This window comes from Paraburkholderia sp. Cy-641, assembly GCF_011752945.1.
GTDB lineage: Bacteria > Pseudomonadota > Gammaproteobacteria > Burkholderiales > Burkholderiaceae > Paraburkholderia.
The window spans coordinates 36,341-59,809 of record NZ_VWWM01000013.1; the positions used below are offsets into that span (position 1 = coordinate 36,341).

The 23,469-nt window shown below is 61.8% G+C and carries 22 protein-coding genes and 1 pseudogene; 11 read left to right on the forward strand and 12 right to left on the reverse strand.

The genetic code is table 11. From position 1 onward, the window contains the following. Window positions 1–120 precede the first annotated feature (120 nt). A complete protein-coding gene (locus F3J20_RS08530) occupies window positions 121–846 on the forward strand; it encodes a winged helix-turn-helix domain-containing protein (RefSeq protein ID WP_167283108.1) in 726 nt (241 codons plus the stop codon). Window positions 847–923: 77 nt separating this feature from the next. Here F3J20_RS08530 and F3J20_RS08535 read toward each other — a convergent pair whose 3' ends face one another. Beyond that, complete coding sequence (locus tag F3J20_RS08535) at window positions 924–1,244, reverse strand: pyrimidine/purine nucleoside phosphorylase (protein ID WP_167283109.1); 321 nt, start codon at window positions 1,242–1,244, stop codon at window positions 924–926. 766 nt (window positions 1,245–2,010) lie between these two features. Here F3J20_RS08535 and F3J20_RS08540 point away from each other — a divergent pair. Beyond that, window positions 2,011–2,802, forward strand: coding sequence for an MHYT domain-containing protein (locus F3J20_RS08540; protein ID WP_167283111.1), 792 nt, complete (start codon window positions 2,011–2,013; stop codon window positions 2,800–2,802). A 24-nt stretch (window positions 2,803–2,826) separates the two neighbouring features. Here the strand turns inward: F3J20_RS08540 and F3J20_RS08545 are convergent, their stop codons facing one another. Next, entirely contained in the window at window positions 2,827–3,186 is a 360-nt protein-coding gene (locus F3J20_RS08545; RefSeq protein ID WP_167043779.1) for a protocatechuate 3,4-dioxygenase, read from the reverse strand. Then, window positions 3,183–4,028, reverse strand: a complete 846-nt coding sequence (locus tag F3J20_RS08550; RefSeq protein ID WP_167283112.1) for a gallate dioxygenase — start codon at window positions 4,026–4,028, stop codon at window positions 3,183–3,185. Before F3J20_RS08550 ends, F3J20_RS08545 begins: the two co-directional genes overlap by 4 nt. A gap of 404 nt (window positions 4,029–4,432) precedes the next feature. Between F3J20_RS08550 and F3J20_RS08555 the strand changes: the two are divergent. Both F3J20_RS08555 and F3J20_RS08560 read left to right on the forward strand, forming a co-directional pair. After that, window positions 4,433–4,582 (forward strand): annotated as a pseudogene (locus F3J20_RS08555) (GntR family transcriptional regulator); the annotation flags it as partial. A gap of 16 nt (window positions 4,583–4,598) precedes the next feature. Continuing rightward, on the forward strand, window positions 4,599–5,906 hold the full coding sequence (locus F3J20_RS08560) for a LysR family transcriptional regulator (protein ID WP_167283116.1): 1,308 nt from the start codon (window positions 4,599–4,601) through the stop codon (window positions 5,904–5,906). An 11-nt stretch (window positions 5,907–5,917) separates the two neighbouring features. Here F3J20_RS08560 and F3J20_RS08565 read toward each other — a convergent pair whose 3' ends face one another. Continuing rightward, window positions 5,918–6,055: a hypothetical protein gene (locus tag F3J20_RS08565; protein WP_167043596.1), complete on the reverse strand. Its 138-nt coding sequence runs from the start codon at window positions 6,053–6,055 to the stop codon at window positions 5,918–5,920. Window positions 6,056–6,263: 208 nt separating this feature from the next. Here F3J20_RS08565 and F3J20_RS08570 point away from each other — a divergent pair, with 208 nt between their 5' ends. Beyond that, window positions 6,264–6,860 (forward strand): molybdopterin-dependent oxidoreductase, encoded by a 597-nt coding sequence (locus F3J20_RS08570; protein ID WP_167283117.1) that lies wholly within the window; start codon window positions 6,264–6,266, stop codon window positions 6,858–6,860. 29 nt (window positions 6,861–6,889) lie between these two features. Here the strand turns inward: F3J20_RS08570 and F3J20_RS08575 are convergent, their stop codons facing one another. Together F3J20_RS08575 and F3J20_RS08580 are read right to left on the reverse strand one after the other, a co-directional pair. Beyond that, the gene (locus F3J20_RS08575; protein ID WP_167283119.1) at window positions 6,890–9,040 is read right to left on the reverse strand and encodes a tetratricopeptide repeat protein; all 2,151 of its coding nucleotides are present in this window, start codon (window positions 9,038–9,040) and stop codon (window positions 6,890–6,892) included. Further along, entirely contained in the window at window positions 9,037–9,237 is a 201-nt protein-coding gene (locus F3J20_RS08580; protein WP_167283121.1) for a hypothetical protein, read from the reverse strand. Before F3J20_RS08580 ends, F3J20_RS08575 begins: the two co-directional genes overlap by 4 nt. On the opposite strand from F3J20_RS08580, the gene F3J20_RS08585 reads away from it, so the two are divergent. From F3J20_RS08585 to F3J20_RS08605, 5 genes are all read left to right on the forward strand, one after another. Continuing rightward, window positions 9,236–9,643 (forward strand): DUF2946 domain-containing protein, encoded by a 408-nt coding sequence (locus tag F3J20_RS08585; RefSeq protein WP_167043768.1) that lies wholly within the window; start codon window positions 9,236–9,238, stop codon window positions 9,641–9,643. The genes F3J20_RS08580 and F3J20_RS08585 overlap by 2 nt on opposite strands. Window positions 9,644–9,725: 82 nt before the next feature. Next, complete coding sequence (locus tag F3J20_RS08590; protein ID WP_167283122.1) at window positions 9,726–12,185, forward strand: TonB-dependent receptor; 2,460 nt, start codon at window positions 9,726–9,728, stop codon at window positions 12,183–12,185. A gap of 44 nt (window positions 12,186–12,229) precedes the next feature. Next, window positions 12,230–13,771 carry a PepSY domain-containing protein gene (locus F3J20_RS08595; RefSeq protein ID WP_167283124.1) on the forward strand — a complete coding sequence of 514 codons (1,542 nt, stop codon included), beginning with the start codon at window positions 12,230–12,232 and terminating at the stop codon, window positions 13,769–13,771. Between the two features lie 91 nt (window positions 13,772–13,862). Further along, window positions 13,863–14,657, forward strand: a complete 795-nt coding sequence (locus F3J20_RS08600) for a DeoR/GlpR family DNA-binding transcription regulator (RefSeq protein ID WP_167283126.1) — start codon at window positions 13,863–13,865, stop codon at window positions 14,655–14,657. Continuing rightward, entirely contained in the window at window positions 14,654–15,823 is a 1,170-nt protein-coding gene (locus tag F3J20_RS08605; protein ID WP_167283127.1) for an MFS transporter, read from the forward strand. Before F3J20_RS08600 ends, F3J20_RS08605 begins: the two co-directional genes overlap by 4 nt. 94 nt (window positions 15,824–15,917) lie before the next feature. Here F3J20_RS08605 and F3J20_RS08610 read toward each other — a convergent pair whose 3' ends face one another. From F3J20_RS08610 to F3J20_RS08635, 6 genes are all read right to left on the reverse strand, one after another. Beyond that, window positions 15,918–16,784, reverse strand: coding sequence for a sterol desaturase family protein (locus F3J20_RS08610; protein ID WP_167043760.1), 867 nt, complete (start codon window positions 16,782–16,784; stop codon window positions 15,918–15,920). 812 nt (window positions 16,785–17,596) lie between these two features. Beyond that, window positions 17,597–18,535, reverse strand: coding sequence for a M23 family metallopeptidase (locus F3J20_RS08615; RefSeq protein ID WP_240162735.1), 939 nt, complete (start codon window positions 18,533–18,535; stop codon window positions 17,597–17,599). Window positions 18,536–18,911: 376 nt separating this feature from the next. After that, on the reverse strand, window positions 18,912–19,139 hold the full coding sequence (locus F3J20_RS08620) for a hypothetical protein (protein ID WP_167043756.1): 228 nt from the start codon (window positions 19,137–19,139) through the stop codon (window positions 18,912–18,914). 111 nt (window positions 19,140–19,250) lie between these two features. Continuing rightward, window positions 19,251–19,394 (reverse strand): hypothetical protein, encoded by a 144-nt coding sequence (locus tag F3J20_RS08625; RefSeq protein WP_167043754.1) that lies wholly within the window; start codon window positions 19,392–19,394, stop codon window positions 19,251–19,253. 61 nt (window positions 19,395–19,455) lie between these two features. Next, window positions 19,456–19,746, reverse strand: coding sequence for a hypothetical protein (locus F3J20_RS08630; protein ID WP_167043752.1), 291 nt, complete (start codon window positions 19,744–19,746; stop codon window positions 19,456–19,458). Window positions 19,747–20,010: 264 nt separating this feature from the next. Beyond that, the gene (locus F3J20_RS08635; RefSeq protein ID WP_167043751.1) at window positions 20,011–20,343 is read right to left on the reverse strand and encodes a DUF2322 family protein; all 333 of its coding nucleotides are present in this window, start codon (window positions 20,341–20,343) and stop codon (window positions 20,011–20,013) included. Between the two features lie 801 nt (window positions 20,344–21,144). Here F3J20_RS08635 and F3J20_RS08640 point away from each other — a divergent pair. Continuing rightward, on the forward strand, window positions 21,145–23,340 hold the full coding sequence (locus tag F3J20_RS08640) for a hypothetical protein (RefSeq protein WP_167043749.1): 2,196 nt from the start codon (window positions 21,145–21,147) through the stop codon (window positions 23,338–23,340). The last annotated feature ends 129 nt before the right edge of the window (window positions 23,341–23,469 follow it).

Below are 23,469 nucleotides of genomic sequence, written 5' to 3' on the forward strand. Positions count from 1 at the left end.
GAAAACATGGCTGGTATCGCTTCAGTATCGGGGATCGAGGGGCCGCGATGCTTCGATGCGCGTCGAAGTATCCGGGCACGAGTTTGGGCTACGCTATCGGTCAATGCTCAGGAGACGAAGATGGACGTTCAACCGAAAATCGCGGCGACGGCGTTCCTGATCGCCGATGCGGCCCGCGCGGCCATGCTGATGACACTGGCCGATGGCCGCGCGCTGCCGGCCGGCGAGCTGGCCTACGCGGCCGGCGTCACGGCGCAAACCGCGAGCAGCCACCTCGCCAAGCTGCTGGACGGTGGCCTCATCACGGTCGAAAAAGAGGGACGCCACCGCTACTATCGACTCGCGGATACGCAGGTGGCGTCGCTACTCGAAAACCTCGCGGCAATCGGCGCCACAGCACCGGCGCGCCGCAAACCGCGTGGCCGCGATGCGCGGCAATTGCGTTTCGCGCGATGCTGTTACGACCATCTTGCCGGTCAGGTCGGCGTGGCGATCACGCAGCAGTTGATGCAGCGCGATCTTCTCGCGCCCGGCGAAGACAAGCGTTTGGAAGTTACGCAAGCCGGCGCGCGGTGGTTCGGTGAACTCGGTATCGACGTCGCAGCACTGCGACCGGGCAAGCACGGCATCGCACGCCAATGCCTCGACTGGACCGAGCGGCAACACCATCTCGCCGGCCCGCTCGGCGTCAGGTTCATGTCGATGCTGTGCGAGAACGGCTGGTTGCGGCGCGCGTCTTCATCGCGGGCGGTGCAGGTTACACCGCTGGGCCGGACGGCGCTGTATGAGAAATTGGGCGTAACAGTGGATGACCTGGGCGAAGATACGGACGATCAGAGGAAGTAAGTTTGCGTGGCATGCGGCTGCGGGCTGCCGGCGCGAGGTGCATGCGGCATCCCCCACCGCATGCGCCCTACCCGCTCTTACAGATAGCTGCAAACGTAGTCGAGCGTTTCGATCACCTCGATATCGAAACGGCTCTTGCCCGGCACCGAAAACGATTCGCCCTCGCCATAGGCCTTCCATTCGTCGCTGCCGTCGAGGCGAATACGGCATTTGCCTGCTTGCACTTCCATGAGTTCCGGCGCGTCGGTGCCGAAGTTCAGCGTGCAGGGCAGGATCACGCCGAGCGTCTTGCGCGTGCCGTCGGCAAACAGAACCGTGTGCGAAACGCACTTGCCGTCGAAATAGACGTTGGCTCGTTTGACAACGGAAACCTGATCGAATTGTGTTGCAGCCGTCATGGCGGTCTTCCTCTGGATCATCGTGAATGGATGCGCGGCCCCCGGGCGGCCAGCGCGCGCGGCATCCGTGCAGGCCGCTCGCGCGGCGTTCGAATGCGGGCGCGAGTCCGCCATCATACATGGCTATTCACGGCGATTGGCAGCGTTCGGCGGCGGTAATCGCCGGTGTACCTGGCAACCGGACAAGTGTCGTCAAACGACATTGCCGCAAGAAAGGCTGCGATCTTCGAGGTCGAATGTCCGGCGCGCTATTCGGAAGTCGAGATTGCCGGACTGCGCGGACATGGCGGAGTAGGGGTGTCCGCATAGGTCATCAGCGAAATGCGCGCGCCGCTCGCGACTATATCGCACGTCCTGTCTTGTCTCGTTGCGTGCCCCGGCAGGCAGAAAGAACATTGATCCCCTGCTGGCGTTATACCGTAGCAGGACGCGAAAAGCATGCCCGGGGTTTCTCCCGATCCGCTCTTTCCCACGGCGACACAGCTTATTATGCACGCATGAGAATTTAACAATTCACTCGGTATTGATTGAAGAAAATCCTGTCTGCGTATCCAATCCTTAATTAAAATTTCTCAAATCTGTATTACACTCGACCGGACTTTTTTTCCATAGTGCGGCTTGTATCGGGGTATAGCCGGAAAGAAGCGTGGAAAGAACATAACCGCACAGGCCAATGCGGTTTGCAGGGTCGGATTTTTCATGGGTGAAAAATCCCAGCGAGGTTGCCAATAATCGCTATACGCGCTATCACAAAAGCCATCGACTTATGCAAAGCACCTATAACCTGTGGCTCGTCGCCATTTCCTTACTCATTGCGACGCTCGCCTCTTACACCGCACTCGATCTCGCCGATCGCATTTCGCTGCTCGCCTATGCGAGAAGACGCCAGATATGGCTCGCCGGCGGCGCGTTGGCAATGGGTGCCGGAATCTGGTCGATGCATTTCATCGGCATGCTTTCTTTCTCGCTCAGCATTCCGATTGGCTACGATTTCAGAATAACGATCTACTCGTTCGCCATCGCGGTACTGGTGTCGTGGTTCGCATTGCAGACCGTCACGCGCAAACGCCTCGGCATATTCCGCCTGTTCGCGGGCGGTGTGCTCATGGGTTTAGGCATCGCCAGCATGCATTACGTCGGCATGGCCGCGATGTTGATGTCTCCCGCGATTCACTACCACCCCGTTCTTTTCATCGCGTCGATCGCGATTGCGATTGCCGCGTCCACAGTAGCGCTCTGGAGCGCCTATACGCTGCGCACCGCGGAGCGGCGGCACGTAACGGCCAAACGCATCGGCACGGCACTGGTCATGGGCGTGGCGATTGCCGGCATGCACTACACCGGCATGGCCGCGGCGGATTTCGCCGCCGGCTCGATCTGCGGCGCGGCGGGCGGCGTCAGGCCCGAATGGCTCGTAACCGCGGTCACACTGGCGGCAATCGTGATCCTCGCCGTCACGCTGATAGTTTTTCACCTCGACGCGCGCGCCAAGTTTCTCGACGATTCGGTTGCGCAACTCGACGATCACGTCGAACGCATTCGAGGCACGACGCGCTAATGAGCGGTTGCCGCCATGCAGCGTTTAAACCGCTTCCGGCACCCGGCGCGTTTTCAGGAATGCTTCGAGTGTTTCGCCGCGCATGCTCGCGTACATGCCGAGGTTCGTGATCTTCACGACACGCGCGAACTTCTCCAGCACGAAGAAGCACACACCATAGCGAATCAGGCCGATCCAGTCCGTGTTGTCGACGAGCGCGCGCTCTTGCGGCGTCAGAGCCGCCGCATCGTAAGCGGCCGCACGGTTTTCGAGCCACAGCGCACGCGCGGGCGCCTCGCGCATCTGCCAGAAGAAACGGTTCAGACGCATCGCCTTCATGCTCTGGCGAATGTCGAACGGATACGTGCCGGTCAATGCTTCGACACCGATCAGTTGCGGATTCATTGCCCCACCTCTTCTTCATAAATCGTCACGGCCATTGCGGTACTGGTGGCAAGATAGTAGTTGCGATGCAGTTCGCGGACCTTCGAACCGAGCGCGCCGCGCATCGCGAGCCACATGATCGTCTCGACGCTTTCCGCGCCGCCAAGACGCACGTAGTCGACGTGCTTCATCGCGGCAAGACGCTCGGGATCGCTGACGATCAGGTCGAGAAATTCCATGTCCCATTCGGTGTTGTTAAAGCCGCTGCGCTCGCCGTGTACCTGGTGAGACAGGCCGCCCGTGCCGACCACCACGACCTTGAGGTCCTGCTTGAACGATTCGATCGCGCGACGCAGCGCCTGGCCGAGCCGGTAGCAACGATTCGCGGTCGGCAACGGATATTGCAGCACGTTCACTTCGAACGGCACCAGCGAGAGCGGCCAGCCGCCTTGATGCGGCAACATCAGCGAGAGCGGCGAATTGCAGCCATGATCGAGCGGGCGGTCCTGGAAGATCGTCAGATCGAATTCGTCGTTGACCATCTGCTCGGCGATATGAATCGCGAGATCGGGATGGCCCGCGATATCCGGCAAGGGACGCTTGCCCGCGCCTTCATCCGCGAATTCGTGATTGGCCGACACGCCCAGTGCGAAAGTCGGATAGCAGTCGAAGAAGAAGCTGTTGGCGTGATCGTTGTAGAACATCACCATCACGTCGGGCTTGCGCTCGTCGAGCCATTGCGCCACCGGCTCATAACCTTTGAAAAGCGGCGCCCACGCCGGGTCGTTCTGCTTGCCCTTGTCGTACGCCAGGCCGATTGTCGGCACGTGCGACGTGCCGATGCCACCAATGATCCTTGCCATATTCGCTCTCTTCCGTCACTTCGTGCCGCGTGTCGATCGGATAGGTCGCCGTCTGTATCGCCCGTCTGCACCGCAATACCCAACGCGACCGTCTTGGGATACAAAGATAGGAATTGTGCCGCGAGACAGGAAGTACGGGTAAACCTCATTCTGCGCCGGAATCATGGCCCGAAACCGTGCAAATGCGTGCCGGGCAAACCGGCGGACATCGCCGCAAGCCGCGCCGCGCATGGCTTCGCCGGTATTCCAAGGCCACGCTGAGAACTTCGTATTTCTCCCTCATGGCGCCGCATGCGATAAATAAAACAGATGCTCGGGAAAAGAACTCGCAAAGCACTTTTTAAAGCTTGGTGCGGTGTGATACGCGTGGCTATACTTCGGAGCTTCCGACGAGTCAGACACCCATGAACGAGACGACCCAGCCAGCGATTGTCCAGACGTTACGCGGGAAGATATTCCCGGGCGAAGCATCGCCGGGTCGGCGTCTCGCGGAAGCACGGCTCGCGCAGCGGCTCGGTATATCGCGCACGCCGCTGCATCATGTGCGGACGATCTGATGACGGGCGCGGCATGACGAACGACAACGCATCGACGGAACACGGCCCCGCTTCGGCCAAAGCGCCGTTGCCGGCGGGCGGCAAAGACCTGCTCAATCTCGCGCAGTTGCGCGCCTTCAGACTCGTCGCCGAAATGGGCAGCGCAACGCGCGCGGCGGCCGCGTTGTTTCGCGCTCAGTCCGCGGTCACGCGTTCCGTGCAGGAACTCGAATCGGCACTCGGCGAACCGCTTTTCGATCGCGGCCCATCGGGCATGCTGCCGACGCCGGTCGGCCGCGCGGTGCTGCATCGCTGCGAGCGCATCTTCGCCGAACTGGAAGAACTCGCGCAATGGTGTGCCGCGCGTCAGACGCGCCGCCGGCCCGTTGCGGAAGGCGCGCTGCCCGCTTATCTGCTCAACACGCGGCGCCTGCAACTGCTGGTGGCGCTCGCGCGGCACCGGCATATGCCGAGTGCCGCGAAAACGTTCGGCATCAGTCAACCCGCGGTAAGCACTGCGATTCGCGTGCTCGAAAGCGGTTCGGGTCTGAGTCTTTTTCATCGCAGCCCGCGCGGCATTCTGCTCACGACCGAAGGCGAAACGTTTCTGCTGCACGTGCGGCGCGCACTGAACGAATTGCGCCACGTGCCCGACGATATCGCCGCGTTGCACGGCAAGATTCAGGGTGCGGTGACGGTCGGTGCGTTGCCGCTCGGACGCACGCTGATTCTTCCCAAGGCGATTGCGCGCATGTCCTCGGAAAATCCGGGCGTGCGCGTCGTGACCGACGAAAGCTCGTACGAGACATTGGTGGCCGGTCTGCGCGCGGGCGACATCGACTTTATTCTCGGCGCGCTGCGCGACAACGATGCGACGAGCGGCCTGAAAAACGAGCGGTTGATGTCGGACGACATGGTGATACTGGTGCGGCGAGATCATCCGCTCACCCAGGCGCGCAACCTGACCATCATGGACTTGCGCGACGCGCAGTGGATTCTGCCGCGCAGCAACGCACCCGCGCGCGCATTGTTCGAAACGCAATTCAAGCGCCTGAAAGTCAAGCCGCCGCTACCGACAGTCGAGACCGCCGACTTTGCGGTAATTCGCGGGCTACTGCTCGGCACCGACATGGCCGCGGCACTCTCGGCGCAGCAACTGCATCACGAGATTCAATCAGGACAACTCGTGGCACTCGACGTGCCGCTGTACAACACGCGGCGCAATATCGGCCTGACGCTGCGCGCGGCGGGTACGCCCTCGCCGGCCGCGCGTGCGTTGATCGATGCAATCCGCCTGTCGGTGGTCGACGTGACGCGCACGGTCAGTATCGGTGCGAACTAGCGGTGCGATTTTCAGCCCCTGGACTCTCGCCCCCTGTCCGGCAGGCTATCGAAAAACGCGCGCCAATCGAACGGAGTCGGCAACGTTCCGTATTCGATACCATCCGCTTCTCCGAAGCCGATGAATGCAACGTACTTGAGTTCGTTCATTGCCCCCTTGTCTCCCAGATTGCTTTCCAGGCCACGCGAAGTTCTCTCAATGTTTTTGTAAGCCAGAAATCATTGTGGAAGTAAAAAGCAAATGGCAAACTCAGTAAAAATAAAGCACAACCGCATCACGCAAGGCGGCAATTCCCCGACAATATAGGGCACGCCGGCCTCGCCTGGCCAGGCCTCAACGACGCCCGGAGAAAATACAATGAATAAACGCGAATTCCTGACCCGCACAGCAGTACTAGGCGCGGCAGCCACGCCCGCATTCGGCGCACAGCGCGAATACAGCGCTCGCTGCGCCCCCTCGCCAGTTATCCTGACGATATCCGGTTCGATCAAACGCAGCAATCGCGGCGCACTCGACCCGTCATTCGATCAGTTGCTGGCCAAGCATCAGATCAGGTTTTCGGAAGCCTATGGCATCGATCTGCCTTTGCTCGCTAGCATGAAGCAAGTGACGATTCGCCCCACCATCGAATACGATTCGCATCAGCATACGTTTAGCGGCCCATTGCTCACCGAGGTACTCGCTCACGTCGGCGCGCCCGATGCCGGCAGCACGCAAATCGTGATGCACGCGGTCGACGGTTACGCCGTGATGACGACACTCGACACGGTGCGTGCGTATCGCTTCATTCTCGCGACGCAGATGGACGGCAAGCCGCTGCCGCTCGGTGGCCTGGGACCGCTATGGGCGATCTTCGACGCGGACCATCTTCCCGAACTGGCCACCAAACCGCTCAAGGACCGCTTCGAGTTGTCGCCGTGGGGGCTTTATCACATCCAGGTGACGCAGGCATAAAGACGGCTTACGGTGCCGCCTGACGGAAATCAGCGTGCTTCCTCGCGAAGCGCGGCACCGAATCGTTCGACACACGCCTGCCGCACGCGCTCGACCGATACCGCCCAATCCTCTCCGGGCGCCCGGCGAAACAGACGCAACGATTGGGGATACCACGGCGAATCGTCGCGCTCGTGCATCCAGCGCCAGTCGACATCGCGTTCCGGCAGCATCACCCAGCACGGCTTGCCGAGCGAGGCGGCCAGATGCGCGATCGACGTATCGACGCAAATCACGAGATCGAGCTGCGCGACGATCGCCGCGCTGTCCGCGAAATCCTTCACGTCAGCGCCAAAGTCGAGCAGCGGTTGAGCCGCGGGTGGATGGCGCGCTTCGTCTTCTCCCTGCCCTTTCTGCAGACTCACGAAACGCAGGCCCGGTACGCTCCAGAGCGGCGCGAGCGTGGCGAGCGACGGAATCGAGCGATTCGCGTCATTATGATGCTTCGCGTTGCCTTTCCAGACGAGACCGATCCTGGGCCCCGGCGGCAGTGCGTCCAATGCGGAACGCCATGACTCGACGAGCGCTGGATCGGTCCTGAATCGTAGCGGCGCGGGAATCGTCTCGACAGTCGTGCGGAAATGCAGCGGCGCGCTCAGAAGACTGGTCCAGCAGTCGTAGCCCGATATTTGCGCGAGTGCGCTGCTGTGATCGAACACGGCATCGATACCATCGACATCCGCCATCAGCCGATGCAGCGCCGGCACGCACGCAAACGCGATATGCGCGGCCCCTTGCGCTTTCAGCAACGAAAAATAGCGGCTGAATTGCAGCACGTCGCCAAGACCGTCCTCCTGCCAAACCAGCACCGACTTGCCCGCCAGCGTGTCGCCCGTCCATTGCGGACACCTGAGCATCTCGCGCGTCTTGCGGTGAATGAAACCGGGCTGCTCATAACGGTCCTCGTAGAGTGGCCAGGCTTCGTCGAAGCGGCCCATGCCGAGCAGCACCACGGCAAGACCGAAACGCGCTTCGCTATAACAGGCCTGCAAGGCCAGCGCCGCGCGATACTCGCTCTCGGCCTCGGAGAACCGTCTCAGCTGCGCGAGTGCAGCCGCGAGATTCGCATGCGCCGGCGCCAGTTGCGGAGATAGAGCGAGCGCGCGCCGGAATACCTCGATTGCCTCGGCGAAACGTTCCCGCACGCGCAGCACGCAACCGAGGTTGTTATGCGCATGCACGAGGTCCGGTTGCCAGCGAATCGCGTCACGATAGGCCTGTTCGGCCTGCCCGAAACGCTCCTGCCTGAACAGCGCAATGCCGAGGTTGTAATGCGCCTCCGCATAGTTCTCGCGATGAGCAATCGCTGCGCGATAAGCCTCTTCCGCTGCAGGTACTCGCTCGAGGTCGACCAGTACCGAGCCGAGATTCAGATGCGCCTCCGCGTAATCGGGCCGGATAGCGAGTGCAAGCCGGCAAGCCAGCTCGGCCTCCGCGAGCCGTTGCGTTGCCTTCAGCACGCCCCCCAAGTTGTTGAGCGCTTCCGGATACTGCGGCCTGAGCGTCAGCGCCTCGCGATACGCCGCGTCCGCCTCCGCGAGACGCCCGAGTTCCAGCAGCACGTTGCCGAGGTTGTTGTGCAATTCCGCATGACCGCGCAGTCCGCACAGCGCATGCCGATAAGCCACTTCGGCTTCATGCGGGCGGCGCAGTTCGCTCAGCACGATACCGAGGCCGTAATGTGCTTCGGCGTGATCGGGGCGAATCGTCAATGCCTTGCGATACGACGCCTGCGCTTCGTCCCTGTAGCCGAGCCCGTGCAGCACGCTGCCCAGTTGACAATGCGCATCCGCGTCGAGCGGACACCGCGCCACTAGTTGCAGATACATCGCTTTCGCGGCGGAGAGGCGGCCGAGCGATCGGAGCAGCGCGCCGAGACTCGCATACACGGCGACGTAATCGGGCTTCAGATGCAAACATTGGCGCCAGTAGTTCTCCGCGTCCGCGACCTGGCCCGACATGAACGAACACGCGCCGGCAATGTTCAGCACATCGGCACGCCGATCGTTCGGCAAGCTCGCATCGTCGAGCAGCGGCAAGACGAGCCGCGAGGCGTCGGCGTACTGTCCGGCCGAGCACGACGAAGCGGCGCGCTGGATGATGTCGGCGAGGGAAGGGGCAAGCGTCGGCATGGACGTCATGAGTCGTGGCGATAAATATTGTGCTGTTTCCGCGGGATGTCGGCAATGCGATCCGACAGATTAAGTGATTCGCCACTGTTCCAGCGCGTCGAAATGAATGGCCTTTTGCCGTCTAATCCGCTGCTATACCTGTCATCACGAAAGAAAAGATCGCGCGGCGATGATAGAATCGGCGCGGTCTTTTTCCCGATCATCATGACTTCACGCTCCCGTCACCGCATGACCGCATGGCTTGGCCTCGTCGCCATGTGGCTTGTCGTGTTCGCGCCGCTCGTGAGTCAATTGGTCGCATCGGGCCGCGCGGACGAGCCTGTTGCCGCGCTCTGTTCCGCGCTGCATCCGTCCGGCGCGAGCGATGCGGGCAATGCGCTCGTGGCTCAAACGAGTCCCGCGCCCGTGCATTTGAGCCACGACGATGCATTCGGCGCCTGCGGCTACTGTCATCTGCTCGAACATCACGTGGCGATGCCGACGGTTGCCGTCGCCGAACTTCCGGCCGCCCTGCCGCTTGCCGGCACCGCGCCGCCCACGCTGTCCATCCGCTTCATACCGCTTGGCGCGTTCCCGTCGGGACGCCCACGAGCCCCGCCTGTCGTTTCCTGATCGCTGCCGGTTCTGATCGCGCGTTCGTCGCCTACGCCGACGACGCCCGCGCTCGCCTGTTCAATGCATCGAGGAAACGTTCATGTTCGACTTCGCCCTGCGAAGGCTGCCCCTTTGCGTCCGCCGCGACGCGGGCTTTGCTTCTTCCGCTTATCGCGCGGTTCATCGCGCCGCTTGCCGGTCCGCTCGCGGGGCGAGTCATGGGCCAGCTTGTTGGCCTGCTTATTCGTCCGCTTGTTGGTCCACTTGTCGGTCCGCTTATTGGCCGCTCCTCGCTTCGGCACTCGTGCCGGCCCTCGTCGCCTCGCCCGCGCAAGCGGACGACGCCAAACCGGACGCGACGCTGCCCACGGTCAGCGTCAGCGCCAGTACGAGCGCCGCACCGCGCGCCGTCGATCCCAATCTGCCCGCTTCCGTCGAAACCGTCACGCGCAATCAGTTCGCCAACTGGAACGTCGCCAATACCGAAGACGTGCTCAAGTACATGCCGAATCTGGCCGTGCGCAAGCGCTTTATCGGCGACCTGAATTCGATCATCGCGGTGCGCGGCACGAGCAATACGCAAAGTGCGCGCGGCCTCGTCTATGCAGACGGTTTGATGCTGAGCAATCTGCTCGGCAATAGCTATTCGTTTCCGCCGCGCTGGTCGATGGTGTTTCCCGACGAGATCCAGCAGGTCGACGTGATCTACGGGCCGTTTTCCGCGCTCTATCCGGGCAATTCGCTGGGCGCGACCGTGCTCATCAGCACGCGCATGCCGAAGCAGTTCGAGGCCGATGCGGACGTCAAGGCGTTTACGCAGCACTTCAGCCTGTACGGCGTCAACCAGAATTTCAACGGCACGGAAGCGAGCGCGTCGATCGGCGACCGCATCGGCAAGTTCTCGTATCTGCTCGGCGTGAATCATCTCGAGAACACGAGCCAGCCGCTGCAATTCGCGACGCTCGCGCAATCGGGCACACCCGCGAAAGCGGGCGATACGCCCGTCACCGGCGCGTACTTCTACAACAACCAGACCAATACGCCGACGGCCGTACTCGGCGTCAACGGCGAGGGCATCGAGCACACGGTGCAGGACCAGTTCAAGCTGAAGATGCAGTACGACTTCACGCCGACGCTGCAAGGCGGCTTCACGCTCGGCTACTGGCATCAGACCTACGACAGCCAGACCTCGACCTTCCTGCGCGACGCGAACGGTAATCCTGTGTACAGCGGCAACGTGTCGATCAACGGCTATCACTACACGATTCCCGCGGCCGCCTTTGCACCGAGTCTCGGTCACAGCGAAAACTGGCTATACGGTCTGTCGCTGAAAACCCGCAACGCAGCCGGCTGGAATGGCGAAGCAATCGCCTCGTATTACGACATCGGCAATAGCGTGGCGCGCACGGCGAATGCCGGCGGCCCCGGCAATGGTCCCGGCACGGTACTGTTCGGCGACGGCACGGGCTGGAAAACACTCGATCTGCGCGGCACGTACACACCGTTCACGAACGAGGCGGGACTCGGCAATCACGCGCTGAGTTTCGGCTATCACTACGACAACTACTTTCTCGACAACCAGAGCTACAACACGCTGAACTGGCGCGACGGCAACGCGGCGTCATTCGCCAATGCCTTCACGGGCAAAACGCAGACGCAGGCGCTCTACGCGCAGGACGCATGGCGTTTTCTGCCGTGCTGGAAGCTCGTCTACGGCGTGCGCTATGAAGACTGGCAAGCCTACGATGGCACGCAATCGCTGCCGGGCCAGACCGTTTCGTACGGCGAGGCGAGCCAGCGCCACTTCTCGCCGAAAGCGTCGCTGTCGTTCGACCTCAGCGACGATCTGACCTTGCGCGCCTCGATTGGCCGCGCGTACCGTTTCCCGACGGTCAGCGAACTGTTCCAGGGGCAAATCAACGGCTTCGCGATCGTCAACAACAATCCGAATCTCCAGCCCGAGGACGATCTTTCCAAAGAACTGAGTGCCGAATGGGCGCACTGGAATGGCCTATTCCGCTTCTCGCTGTTTCAGGACGACGTGAAGAACACGATCTTCAGTCAGACCGACACCACCGTGATTCCCAACGTGACGAACTTCCAGAACATCGGCAAGGTGCGCTCGCGCGGCGTCGAAACGAACTATTCCGGCGAGGACGTGCTGGTGCACGGCCTCGATCTGCTCGCCAGCGTCGCCTATACGCAGTCGAAGATCATCGCCAATGCGCAGAACCCGGCTACCGTCGGCAAGTACTTTTATCGCATTCCGTTATGGCGCGCGGATATTGCCGCGACCTATCACTTCGATGCCCGCGCGGCGCTTACGCTCGCCGCGCGCTATTCGGGACGCCAGTACAACACGCTCACGAATACCGACACGAATCCCGACGTATTCGGCGGCACCAGCACGTACACAGTCGCGGATGCGAAGTTCACCTTCAAGCCGACCCGGCTCAGCGAAATCGGTGTGGGCGTCGACAACATCTTCGATGCGCGCTACTTCGTCTATCACCCGTATCCGGGCCGCACGTTCTATGTGGAAGCGAAGCTGCGCCTGTAGGCAGCCCGCGAACCGATCGATCCAACTTATCCGACGAGGATTTCATGTCCACAACTCATGCCGCTGAACACGAGCGCGTTGCCCGCGATTCGACCGCGGACCCGAGCGCCGGTGCGAACACCGGTTCCACGTATTCGGGGTACCGAACGCTATGGCGCTGGCACTTTTACGCCGGCCTCTTCGTGATGCCCTTTCTGCTCGTGCTGGCCGTCACCGGCACGCTGTATTGCTTCCAGCCGCAGATCGAGCCGCTGCTGTATCGGCACCGCCTGATCGTCGCACCGCAAGCGGTGCCGAGGCTGCCCCCCAACGTACTGTTGGCGAAAGCGCGCGCGGCCATGCCGGCCGATGCCGTCGCGACGACCTCGGTTATCACAAGCGACGCGCAACGCAGCGCCGAATTCGTTTTCCGTCTCGCGGACCGCACGCAACAGAGCGTCTATCTGAATCCGTATAACGGCGAGGCATTGGGCACACTGAGCGTCGAGCGCCGTTTCATGCAGGTCGATCGCATGCTGCATCGCAAGCTGCTACTCGGCAAACCCGGCGAATTGCTGATGGAACTGGTCGCATGCTGGACGCTCGTGATGATCGGCACCGGCGTCGCGCTCTGGTGGCCGCGCGCCGGAACCACCGTGCGCGCCGCACTGGCACCGCGCCTGTCGCTGTCAGGGCGCCCGCTCTGGAAAAGCATCCACGCGACACTCGGCATCTGGCTCGCGCTCGGCGCGCTCGCCTTCGTGCTGACGGGCCTGCCGTGGACCGGCTCGTGGGGCAAGCAGTTCAAGGCGCTCGCGACTGCCGCGCAGCTCGGCGCGCCGCCGGGCGCATGGAAAGGTCTGGCGCTGCGCTCCGCATTGCCGGGTACGCACGCAGACCACGCAGAGGCAAAGGATGCGCACGGCGCCCATGAAGCCCACGCCCGCATGGACTCGATGCCCGGTATGGTCATGGACGACCTGCCGCTGCCGCTCAAACCGTGGGCCGCCGGCAATGCACGCGTGCCCTCGTCCCGCGATGCAGCAACCGATGCAAGCGCCGAAGCGCCACAGCCCCTTTCGCTCGGCCATATCGCCGCGTTCGCCACCTCTCTCGGCATCACCGACGGCTACAGCATCGTGCTGCCGAATTCCGCCACCGGCGTCTATACCATTTCCTATTTCCCAGGGAATCCGAAAGACGAACGCACGCTATATATCGACCAATATAGTGGCGCGGTGCTGAAAGACATCCGCTACGGCGACTATGGCGCCATCGCGAAGGCCGTGTCGTACGGTACGTCGTTGCATATGGGCCGCTATTTCGGCGTGGCAAACCAGTTGCTCTGCGCGGCCATTTCGCTCGGCCTCGCCGCGCTCGCGGTGACAGGCTGCGTGATGTGGTGGAAACGGCGGCCGCTGCGTGTGTCCGGCACGCTCGGCGCGCCGTCGCGCGAACGCGCCGCGCCGCCGATGCGCGGCTGGAAAGCCGGCCTCATTCTGCTCGGCGTCGTCTTTCCGCTGATGGGCGCGACGCTCGTCGCGGTATGGCTGCTCGACTGGCTATTCTTCGGCCGCAGTGCGCGCGGCCAGCAACGCATCGCCTGAGCCCGCGACGGCTCCGCTTGCATCGACTGCACGTTTACGATAAATTTTGCTCGTTTATGATCGATTCAAGCCCATCGAGCAAGGAGACGCCATGCAGCGAACGCGAGAGGAAGCCATCAACGGACTCCTGCCCGGGCAGCGCGAAGCGCTGATTCTCGAACGCCTGCGCACGCACGGTCGCGTGCTGGCGGCGGAACTCGCCGCCGAGTTACAGACCTCGGAGCACACGGTGCGCCGCCATCTGCGCGATCTCGCCGACCAGGGGCACTGCAAGCGCGTATACGGCGGCGCCCTGCTGATCTCGCCCGCCGACAAACCAGCCGCGCTCCGCATGCACGAAGCCGTCGATCGCAAGGCGCGCCTCGCCACGGCAGCTGCATCGATTGTGCGGCCGAAGCAGATCATTCTGCTCGACGCCGGCTCGACAAACGTCGCGATTGCAGAAGCCCTTCCCGAGAACGCCGATCTCACCGTCGTGACGAATTCGCCCGAAGCCGGCACGCGTTTGCTGAACCGGACCGGTTTCGACGTGATACTCGTCGGCGGGCGTATTGCTCGCGGCGCGGCCGGCTCGCTCGGCGCAACCGCACTGCTGCAAGTCCAGCAGATTCGCGCCGACCTCTGCTTTCTCGGCGCCTGTGCGCTCGATCCCGAGGAAGGCGTCGCTGCATTCGACGCAGAGGATGCCGAATTGAAACGCGCGATGGTCAAGTCCAGCGGCCGGATCGCCATCGCGCTGACGTCGGAAAAACTCATGACGGCAGCACCGTTCGCGGTCGCGCCCGCATCGGCGATCGACTATCTGTTCGTCGAGGCCGACGTGCCGCGCGCGCGGCTCAAGCGCCTCGAAGCCGTCTGCGACAACGTGACGGTGGCACGTTCATGACGACGCCCGACAACTCGCGCGGCAAGCCGGTCAAGGAACGCATCGCGACGATCGGCATCTTTCTCGCCAACGGTTTCGGCATCGGCGCATGGGCGGTCGAAGTGCCGCGCATCAAGGAAAGCCTCGCGCTTGGCGACGCGGCGCTCGGCATCGCGCTGTTCTGCTTCGCGCTCGGCGCGATCGTCGCCATGCCGCTCGCGGGACAACTCGCGCCACGCTTCGGCAGCGGCCGCGCGACCGCGCTGCTCGGCGTGGCCTTCGCCATCGCTTTGCCATTGCCCGCGCTCGCGCCCGGCATGGCGGCGCTGTGTGCCGTGCTGTTCGTGCTGGGGGCGTCGAATGGCGCGCTCGACGTGTCGATGAACGGACACGCGAGTGCCATCGAAACACAGTGGCGCGCGCCGATCATGTCGTCGTTTCATGCGGCATGGAGCGCCGGCGGTCTGCTCGGCGCCGCAACCGGCGCCATGTTGCAGAAGAACGGCATCGGGGTGATCGGCGGACTGCTGGCGCCCGACCTATGCATCGCAATCCTGATCGTTTTTTCCGCGTCGCTGGCATTGCGCGATGTCGGCGCGCGCGCGGCCGCCACGTCGAGCGGCTTCGCATGGCCCGACAGCGGCGTGATGAAACTGGCGATGCTCGCGTTTCTCTGCATGCTCGTGGAAGGCGCGGTGGCCGACTGGAGCGCGGTGTATCTGCGCTCGGCCCTGAATCAGGAAGCGAGCGTCGCCGCTATCGGCTACTCCGCGTTTGCGTTTTCGATGGCGGCCTGCCGGATCGCCGGCGATGCCTCGGTGCGCCGCTTCGGTTCGAGCAGGGTCGTCGCGCTCGGCGGCCTGATCGCGCTGGCCGGGCTCGCGCTGGTATTGAGCCTGCCGACAGTGCTGACCGCGTGCGTCGGCTTCGCGATGATCGGCATCGGTCTCGCGAATATCGTGCCGGTAATTTTCAGCGCGGCCGGCCGCTCGACCGCGACGCCCGCGATCGGCGTCTCGATGGCGGCCACGGCCGGTTACGCGGGCTTTCTGGTCGGACCGCCGCTAATCGGCCTCGGCGCAGGCTGGCTCGGCTTGCGCGTCGCGCTGTGCCTGCTCGTGATGGCTACGTTGATCGTTTCGCTATTGGGCGGCAAAGCCGTGCGCAACGCGCAGCCTGCCGCATAGCGCGCGAACCGGCTTTGCAACCGCGCCGCTTCATAGCCGATTCACATAGCCGCTGCACCGTTGCTTCACCGCGCGGCTTCCCAGGCCGCCAATGTCATTCCGTTTCCTTGTCCAGCAACGCGAGCGGCTTGCGAACAGGCACCGCCTCGCGCCTGGCATGGACACCTAACGGCCAGCTCAACGCGCCAAGCAGCGAGCGCGGCTGCGTGCCGTCGTCGAGACCCGTAACCGGCCATTCATGTTTCGCGGGCACCCACCGCGTGCCGAATACGTGGTCCCACATCGGCAGCAATTGCGCGAAGTTGTGATTGAGATGCTCCGCGCGGATCGAGTGATGCAAACGGTGATACTGCGGATTGCTGACCCACGTGACGTAGCGGCCGAGGTCCACGCGCAGATTCAGATGCGAGAAGTAGTTGCCAAAGAGGAACACGACCGAAGTCGCGCCGACGATCCACGGTTCGACCCTGAACAGCACGCCGACGATCGGATAAAGCAGGCAGCCCTTAATCAGTACTTCGAGCCAGTGATGCCGCAGCGTGATCGTCACGTTGAAATCCACCGCGCTATGGTGCAGCGAATGCAGCTTCCACAACACGGGCCACGTGTGCTGCAGGCGATGAAACGCGTATTCGAGCAGATCGATCGTCAGCAGCACGATCACGAACGACGCCAGCGCGCCCCACCCTTGCGACACGAGCACCACCATGCCGCCGCCGAACGCATTCACGATCGCGACGCTGGCCGCTGCCGCGAGCGGCTTCGCGGCCTCGACAAGCGCCAGATACACTCCCGCGTACGCCATGTTCAACCGTTGCCCCGCGCGCGATTGCAGCAACGCGGCCGGCCAGCGGCGCTCGAGCCATGCACCGATGCCCATCGTCAGCAGCGCGAGTGCATAGGCTTTCAGCCAGAGGCTCGCGTGGTGCAGCAATTCAGGAAACGGGATCGACGCGAACATGGAATTCCCCGGGCGGACGATGCATACCGTGTATTGACGGCTCCTGCGCGCGCATTCGCGTGAACGGCTTGCTACGGCTCAACATGAGCAGTTCGAACCATCGCAAACAGGAAGCACGCACACCGGAGAGTCGGGAACGGCAGGAGCGTTAGCGTGATCTTCGCAGCCTGCCGGCCGGCACGCAAGCGCCAGCCCCACGAATCGGCGGCATCGCGCCGATGCTTTACCGTGAACTTACGGTAAATTCGACGCCGTCCACGAGGACGTAAAAAGTGGCGAGGTCATCGCTTCACGTTGTCACGATCGCGAGTGACCGATGCTTTCGCATCGCTCACTCGCGTCGTTGTTTATTGACATCCGCCCTGAGTTGGCCCCGCCGCCCCTCGCAAGACGCGTCAATCTCCCCGAACGCGAATCACGAAGACATGTGCTGCTGTCGGCTGTTATTCACTACGTGCTTGCCGGTTGCAGCGTATCTGGTTCTTGTGCCGCTCTTATTGCAACGGCCGTGCCATGATGCTGCAAACCTTGCCGGCAAATGATCTGAGCTTTCGCAGCGCGTATCGTGTGGGCCCGATCGCACGCGATGAGTCGGAATTGAGACACCACCATGGTGCAGCGATGCCGTCGCGCGCGTCGGCCTGCATTGATTCGAGGCGCGCGGGAAAACCCGTATCGATGTTGAGCGGCAAAGGTTTGCCGGGTACTCCGGTCAGAATTGCCTGCGCGTTACGAGACGGAGTAGCGATTACCTGGCGCGGACCGGCGTGTCGCAAAGCTGAGACCGAACCCGGACAGCGGCCATTCCCGTTTCATAGCAGCGCCGTCAATTGCGCAACGCGGGCCTCGAATTGCTGCAACTCCCCGGCGCGCAGCGGCGTTTTCTCCGGCAGTCCGACCGTCAACGGGTCTTGCGGCACATTGTCGACGTGCACCTCGTAATGCAGATGCGGCCCGGTCGCCCAACCGGTCTCGCCGACATAGCCGATCACCTGATTACGCGCGACATGACTGCCGCGCCGCAGCCCTTTCGCAAAACGCGACAAATGCGCGAACGTCGTCGAATACGGTGCGGGATTCTCGATAACGACGACTTTGCCGTAACCGGTCTGACGGCCGATAAAGCGGATCACGCCTCGCGCCGTCGCATGCACGGGCGTGCCGGGAGGCGCGGCGAGATCGACACCGTTATGACTTTGCCAACGATGTGCGACCGGATCGAAGCGGCGCAACGAAAAACCGGATGACACGCGCGTGAAAGCCAGCGGATATCGATCGAAGGCGGGCTTCGTGCTCGCGCCGTCTTTCGTGTAATAGAGCGGCTGGCCGTGCAGGTCCTTGTACAGAAACACGTCGTGCGTGGCCGATCCGCGCACGATGCGAACCGCGAGCGGTTCGCGCGCGGACACGATGGAAGCACTCCCGCCGTTGCCCTGCGTGGCGGCGGCTTTGTCGCCACCGCCGTTGTTGTCGAACACCGCGCTCACCTGGTCGCCCGGTTGCGGGTCGCGCGTCAGGTCGAGTTCGTTATGGAACGCACGGACCAGAATCGCCGTGGTACCGGCATCGACGCCGAGGCTTTGCGTGGCCGCCGCGAAGTTGCGTTCGATCGGCGCCTTTTTAACGGTGAACGCGGGCAGTTGCGGAATCGGTGCAGTCGTCGCCGGTAAACGCGCGGCGGCGGTCGTCGAATCCTTGCTCACCAGCGAGACGTCGGGTTCGTCGTTGCGCGCGGCATGGTCGTGAGTCATCAGGTACGCCGCGCACACCGAGCTCATTGCACATACAACAATGATTTTGCTGGCGCGCCCCGGCAGGATGCGGGCTACGGATAGAGGCATTGACTAAGGCTAAGCGGTCGACCGTCGCAGGCGCGAGAGGCATGCACGGCGGTTTCGTTGGAACAGCATCTCCGGGTACTGCGCGAGACGCTGCATGAGGCTGCTGGAAGCCTATGGATGCTTTCTTAAGTCAGGCTTAAGCTGCCCCCAATAAGCAGGTGCGCAAAGCGCCACCTGGGACGGCATCGCCCGGGCCTTGCAGACCATTGCACCGAAAGCCATTCACGCGAACGAGGCCGGCGCGCATGCGCGCCTTCGCCTCATTCATTGCATTCGGCGCATTTAGTCAAGATAACGAAGCAAGCATGTTCGACAGACGACGGACATGCGCCTTGAACGCGTCGCCCGCTTCGCGGTTCGTCGTCGGATTCAGATGCGAGGTTTCGGCGAGTTGCGCCTGCTCGTGAAAGTCATTGGCGATCTTGCGCCGGATGTCCGCTGGCAGCGAGCGCACGATGGAGACCAGCAAAGCCTCTTCGGCATGCATCATGCCGAGAATCGAATGTGTGTCCATGCGAGAACCTCCGGTGGCAACATCGGCAGCGCCGTTCAGCACAAGCGCTCCGCACTTCATGTTACCCCGTTGGTTCGACGCCGTTGACCGGCTGTGATTGACCGGGTGAAATTACTCGGCAATCGAATAGCGCGAGGGACGGCGGCCCGGCTCTTTCGCCACGGGCTCGATACGCGGACTTGCGCCGCGAATGAACAGGATCGCGCAAAAAGCCAGCATCGCCCAGATGCAAAGAACTACCGTCAGAGCGCTCATGTCAGTCTCCGGAGAATGGGGAGTGCGGGTTAATACCGAAGTACCGGATGTGCTGAAGCCGTCAATGCAGCACGGACTCGCCTGACTCGCCGAACAGCAGTTCGTCGATCAGGCCGGTCGTCAGCGTCAACTGCGTTGCAAGCGATCGGCGCGCGAACTCGGCGCCGGCCGCGTCGCTGCGCGCAACGGCGGCGTGGGTTTCGGTCGCCAGGCGCAATACGGCTTCGGAGCGGTGCTGCAACTCGCGCATGATCTCCGCATCGGGACCGGACAACGGGCTGCCCCGCTCCGGGGTGGCAAATTCCGGCAGGCCGGCTTCGAATTGACGGCTTTTATCGTGGCGGGAAGACATCTGACGCTCCTGGCGCAGTGAACGAGATTGGCACGAACTCAGTGTGCGCCGGCCGCCGGCTTTTCAATTCGTCGAATAGAAGCCGATTGTGAAGCCAATCCACTGCGATCGAAAAAATCAGGGTTTTTACTTAAATAAGGGCCCGACAGGCCGCGAATCCCGTTCGCGGGCGCATCGGAGCTTGCGGGAAACTTGCGGAAAACTCACGGCAACGGCAGGAAAACGTCTAACCTGCCGTACGCTTTCAGAGAACTTCAGGCAGCCTCAGGCCGCCGCGACAACGTCGATACGCAGGGCCTCGGCGCCAGCCGCGATGGCGAGCAGATGATCGACGCTCGGGTGCGCGCCCGGACGGTTGCGTGCGTCGGCCGTATGTTCGGCGAAGAGCGCGAGGCCGTATTCGGCTGCCTTGGAGTCCAGCGCACCGAACGTGGCATGCAGATAGTTGTAGACCGCGAGCGAGCCCTGCTTGCCCGGCTTGTTCTCGATGCTGGCGACCACGGTGCCCTTGCCGTCGACCAGATCGATGCGCGCGATGCCGTCGATCGCAGGCATCTGCGCAAGATTTTCCTTGAATACGTTGCTTGGTTGGAACATCGAAACCACTCCTTTTTTCTAAAAAATGCGAGGCGGGCCGTATCTTAGCCGATGGGTGGCTCAAGCCGCCGGCAATCGCTCAGAACAGCGCGCCGGACGCCACAGATATTCAGTAATCCCAGATAATTTTCGGTGTCGATTTTCAGGCCACAGAGACAAGGAAAACGTTTAACTTCAGATCCTCGATGCGAGCAAGAACACCTACCCTGTAATCATTTTCGAAGCAAAACAACATCCGCACGAAAGCAACGCGACATCAGAGCACAGGACACAAAGATTCGGAAGACTAACGATATCAAGCACAATAAATCGCCTTTGATAATCGACGACGAAAGCCCACTAAAAACGGCATTCAAAAGACCCATTTAGAAGCAGCAAACGGCCATTCATCGCGGATTCAGGCGCGCCCAGTTATGCCTTCAGCGTCATTTCGACTGCTTGCAATCTTCTTTGAGATATGATCTCCTATGACTTACGAATGTTTCTGTAACAAGAAAACACGCGTTACCGTAATCTTCATGCTGCGCACAGCAGCGATCCATCCAGGAGACGCCCACCAGGCAAGGAAAGAAGACTGGTAAAAATGCCACGCAACGGGAGCATTACTCGCCCCGCTGCACGGGCATCTTTTTGCCTATTGATTTTAGTTATATGACGACTGATGTTTAGTATTTTTTAAAACCCGTACCGGCGAGATTTTAAAAATCACTTAATTCATTAATCCGACCAGGGGATGAAAATAAAAAACCATTAAAAACCAGCAATTGAATCCGCACCATCAAATCAAAATCTGGAGACGACATGCTTTCACCGAAGAAAACCACGCTTGCGCTTACTCTCAGTGCCGCCACCGCCCTGTTGATCACCGCCTGTGGCGGCAGCACGAACGACAGTTCGCCCGCTGCGCCCAGCTCCCCGAGTTCGCCGTCCACCACGACGCCCACGCCCGATCCGTCCCAAAACGGCGCGATTTCGCTGCACGGCATCGTCTACGGTCAGGCCGACACCAGCGTGCCGGATGGCGCCGGCATTCCGATCACGATGATGGGCCAGATGCGCGCGCTATTCGATCTGATCCGGAAATCGCCCGATTTCACGCAAGTGGTCATGGATCTCGGCGACGGCAACCCAGTTCACGTACTCGATACGAACACCGGCGACAAATTCCTGCCCGGCAAGCTCGCGCTCGGCCTGTCGTGGATTCTGATCGATATGAAGACGAAGGGTGATCCGGCCTATGCGGATTATCTGGCGACGTATCAGAAGATCACGACCGCGATGATGACGCAAATGACGGGCGCCAATTACACGTATGCGAATACGTCCTGGGGCGAGTACTACTATCTCGTCGCGCTCAACAATTTCAACGCGCATGGCATGCTGCACGAAGTGTTCAGCGACGCGATGCTGACCACGCTGCAAAACCGCCTGACCTTCTGCGACATGTTCGGCCCCGACGCGAGCGGGCAAAAGAATACCTGCCCGGCCGCCGGCACCCCGATTGACGTCGCCTCGCTCAATACCGCGCAGAACTACTACGCGGTGTCGTACGGTATCGCGGGGCTGCGCCAGAAACTCGGCTGGAGCAATCCGACGTTTTCTTCAACGACCGACCCGACCGTCGCCACAATGGGCGCGCGCGACGCACTGCTCTACACGCTCACGAAACATATCCGCAACGACTCGACGGGCGGCTTCTCCGACGAAGCCTCGAACACGCACACGACTTATTACGACCAGGCGCGCTACGACCGCTATAGCACGCTGCTGATCGGCGAAGTGACCGAGCGCACGCTGGAAATGGGTAACGAGGCCAATCTGACGCCGGAGCTGAAGCAGTATCTGCGCAACTCGGTCGACCTCATTCTTCCGCAGCTCAATACGAACGGCCAGGGCTTCAACTACGGCCGCTCGATCGGCCCGTACGGCGATACGGCATTCATGGAAGTGCTGACCGCGGCGGCCAATGTGGGCGTCCTCACGCCGCAGGAAATGCAGGTGGCCTACTCGTACATCTACAAGGCGGCTTATCGCTACAGCAACTTCTGGTACGACCCGACCTTGCCGACGCCGTCGGTGAACATGTGGGTCAAGGGCCGGGGCACCGACTCGTATCGCGGCAAGCCGCGCGTGATGGGCGAAAACTTCAGCCTGCTGCATCAGTTCATGTACGTCAACGCATGGTGGGACAAACTCGGCTTCAACGGCAAGGCACCGCTTCCCGATACCGACATGCAAACCTATCTCAACACGAAGCCGCATTACACGCTGACCTGGTACAACCAGCCGACCGATACCGCGCATCCGTATAGCGCGGCGCTCATCACGGTTCGCGACGGCAAGCGCGTCATCAACTTCAACCTGAGCCAGGCGCCCGACTACAACTCGTACACACCGTACTATCCGGTGCCGTCTTCGGATCAACTCGCGTACGGCACAACCGACCTCGCCTACGCGTTGCTGATTCCGCAGGTGTCGTATAACGGCAAAACCTATATTCCCGTCACGTACTACAAGAACCTGAACGTGCAGGAAAATAACGGCGAAGTCGTCGTCACGTTCGACACGGCGAAATTCAGGCAAGCCGCGAAAAACGCGCTGTACACGACAGATCTGGATCTGCAGGTGCATACGATCGTGACCTTCAGCCACGGCACGATCACGCGCAGCGATACGCTGAATTCGGGCACGTTGACGGGCAACCTGTCGGTGGAAACGGACTTCTCGTCTTTCGCGGACTTCCAGAACACTACCGCGGGCGGCGACGGCTTCTCGGTCAACTACACGAATAGCCCCGCCACCAATTACGCCACCACCGGTTTCGACAATTGCGCGCTGTCGCAATTCGACACCGTGAACGGGACGACCAACCCGTTGTCGACCACGCCGATTGGACAGCTACATTCCAATTTCGTGTGTAAGACCCAGCCGTTCGCGCTGACGGGCGGCGCCAACCGCACGTTCACGTGGACACTGAAGTACGCTGATCCGGCCTGAGCGGCTTAGGTGAGAAGGCCTGCCTTCGCGAGAAGGCAGGCCTTGTTATTTTGCAGGCTCGCCGGCCGTTTTCCGCCGGTTTGCGGACGAAGGGGGTAGCAGTCATACCAGTAGGCGATGTTGCCTTGC

What these genes read in the sequence shown, in the direction of transcription:
- F3J20_RS08615 (WP_240162735.1), bottom strand. Translation starts at nt 18,535, where the DNA reads ATGACTCACGACCATGCCGCGCGCAACGACGAACCCGACGTCTCGCTG.
- F3J20_RS08625 (WP_167043754.1), bottom strand. Translation starts at nt 19,394, where the DNA reads ATGAGCGCTCTGACGGTAGTTCTTTGCATCTGGGCGATGCTGGCTTTT.
- F3J20_RS08575 (WP_167283119.1), bottom strand. Translation starts at nt 9,040, where the DNA reads ATGACGTCCATGCCGACGCTTGCCCCTTCCCTCGCCGACATCATCCAG.
- F3J20_RS08610 (WP_167043760.1), bottom strand. Translation starts at nt 16,784, where the DNA reads ATGTTCGCGTCGATCCCGTTTCCTGAATTGCTGCACCACGCGAGCCTC.
- F3J20_RS08550 (WP_167283112.1), bottom strand. Translation starts at nt 4,028, where the DNA reads ATGGCAAGGATCATTGGTGGCATCGGCACGTCGCACGTGCCGACAATC.
- F3J20_RS08640 (WP_167043749.1), top strand. Translation starts at nt 21,145, where the DNA reads ATGCTTTCACCGAAGAAAACCACGCTTGCGCTTACTCTCAGTGCCGCC.
- F3J20_RS08590 (WP_167283122.1), top strand. Translation starts at nt 9,726, where the DNA reads ATGTTCGACTTCGCCCTGCGAAGGCTGCCCCTTTGCGTCCGCCGCGAC.
- F3J20_RS08585 (WP_167043768.1), top strand. Translation starts at nt 9,236, where the DNA reads ATGACTTCACGCTCCCGTCACCGCATGACCGCATGGCTTGGCCTCGTC.
- F3J20_RS08545 (WP_167043779.1), bottom strand. Translation starts at nt 3,186, where the DNA reads ATGAATCCGCAACTGATCGGTGTCGAAGCATTGACCGGCACGTATCCG.
- F3J20_RS08570 (WP_167283117.1), top strand. Translation starts at nt 6,264, where the DNA reads ATGAATAAACGCGAATTCCTGACCCGCACAGCAGTACTAGGCGCGGCA.
- F3J20_RS08605 (WP_167283127.1), top strand. Translation starts at nt 14,654, where the DNA reads ATGACGACGCCCGACAACTCGCGCGGCAAGCCGGTCAAGGAACGCATC.
- F3J20_RS08535 (WP_167283109.1), bottom strand. Translation starts at nt 1,244, where the DNA reads ATGACGGCTGCAACACAATTCGATCAGGTTTCCGTTGTCAAACGAGCC.
- F3J20_RS08635 (WP_167043751.1), bottom strand. Translation starts at nt 20,343, where the DNA reads ATGTTCCAACCAAGCAACGTATTCAAGGAAAATCTTGCGCAGATGCCT.
- F3J20_RS08630 (WP_167043752.1), bottom strand. Translation starts at nt 19,746, where the DNA reads ATGTCTTCCCGCCACGATAAAAGCCGTCAATTCGAAGCCGGCCTGCCG.
- F3J20_RS08530 (WP_167283108.1), top strand. Translation starts at nt 121, where the DNA reads ATGGACGTTCAACCGAAAATCGCGGCGACGGCGTTCCTGATCGCCGAT.
- F3J20_RS08595 (WP_167283124.1), top strand. Translation starts at nt 12,230, where the DNA reads ATGTCCACAACTCATGCCGCTGAACACGAGCGCGTTGCCCGCGATTCG.
- F3J20_RS08580 (WP_167283121.1), bottom strand. Translation starts at nt 9,237, where the DNA reads ATGATGATCGGGAAAAAGACCGCGCCGATTCTATCATCGCCGCGCGAT.
- F3J20_RS08540 (WP_167283111.1), top strand. Translation starts at nt 2,011, where the DNA reads ATGCAAAGCACCTATAACCTGTGGCTCGTCGCCATTTCCTTACTCATT.
- F3J20_RS08565 (WP_167043596.1), bottom strand. Translation starts at nt 6,055, where the DNA reads ATGAACGAACTCAAGTACGTTGCATTCATCGGCTTCGGAGAAGCGGAT.
- F3J20_RS08620 (WP_167043756.1), bottom strand. Translation starts at nt 19,139, where the DNA reads ATGGACACACATTCGATTCTCGGCATGATGCATGCCGAAGAGGCTTTG.
- F3J20_RS08560 (WP_167283116.1), top strand. Translation starts at nt 4,599, where the DNA reads ATGACGAACGACAACGCATCGACGGAACACGGCCCCGCTTCGGCCAAA.
- F3J20_RS08600 (WP_167283126.1), top strand. Translation starts at nt 13,863, where the DNA reads ATGCAGCGAACGCGAGAGGAAGCCATCAACGGACTCCTGCCCGGGCAG.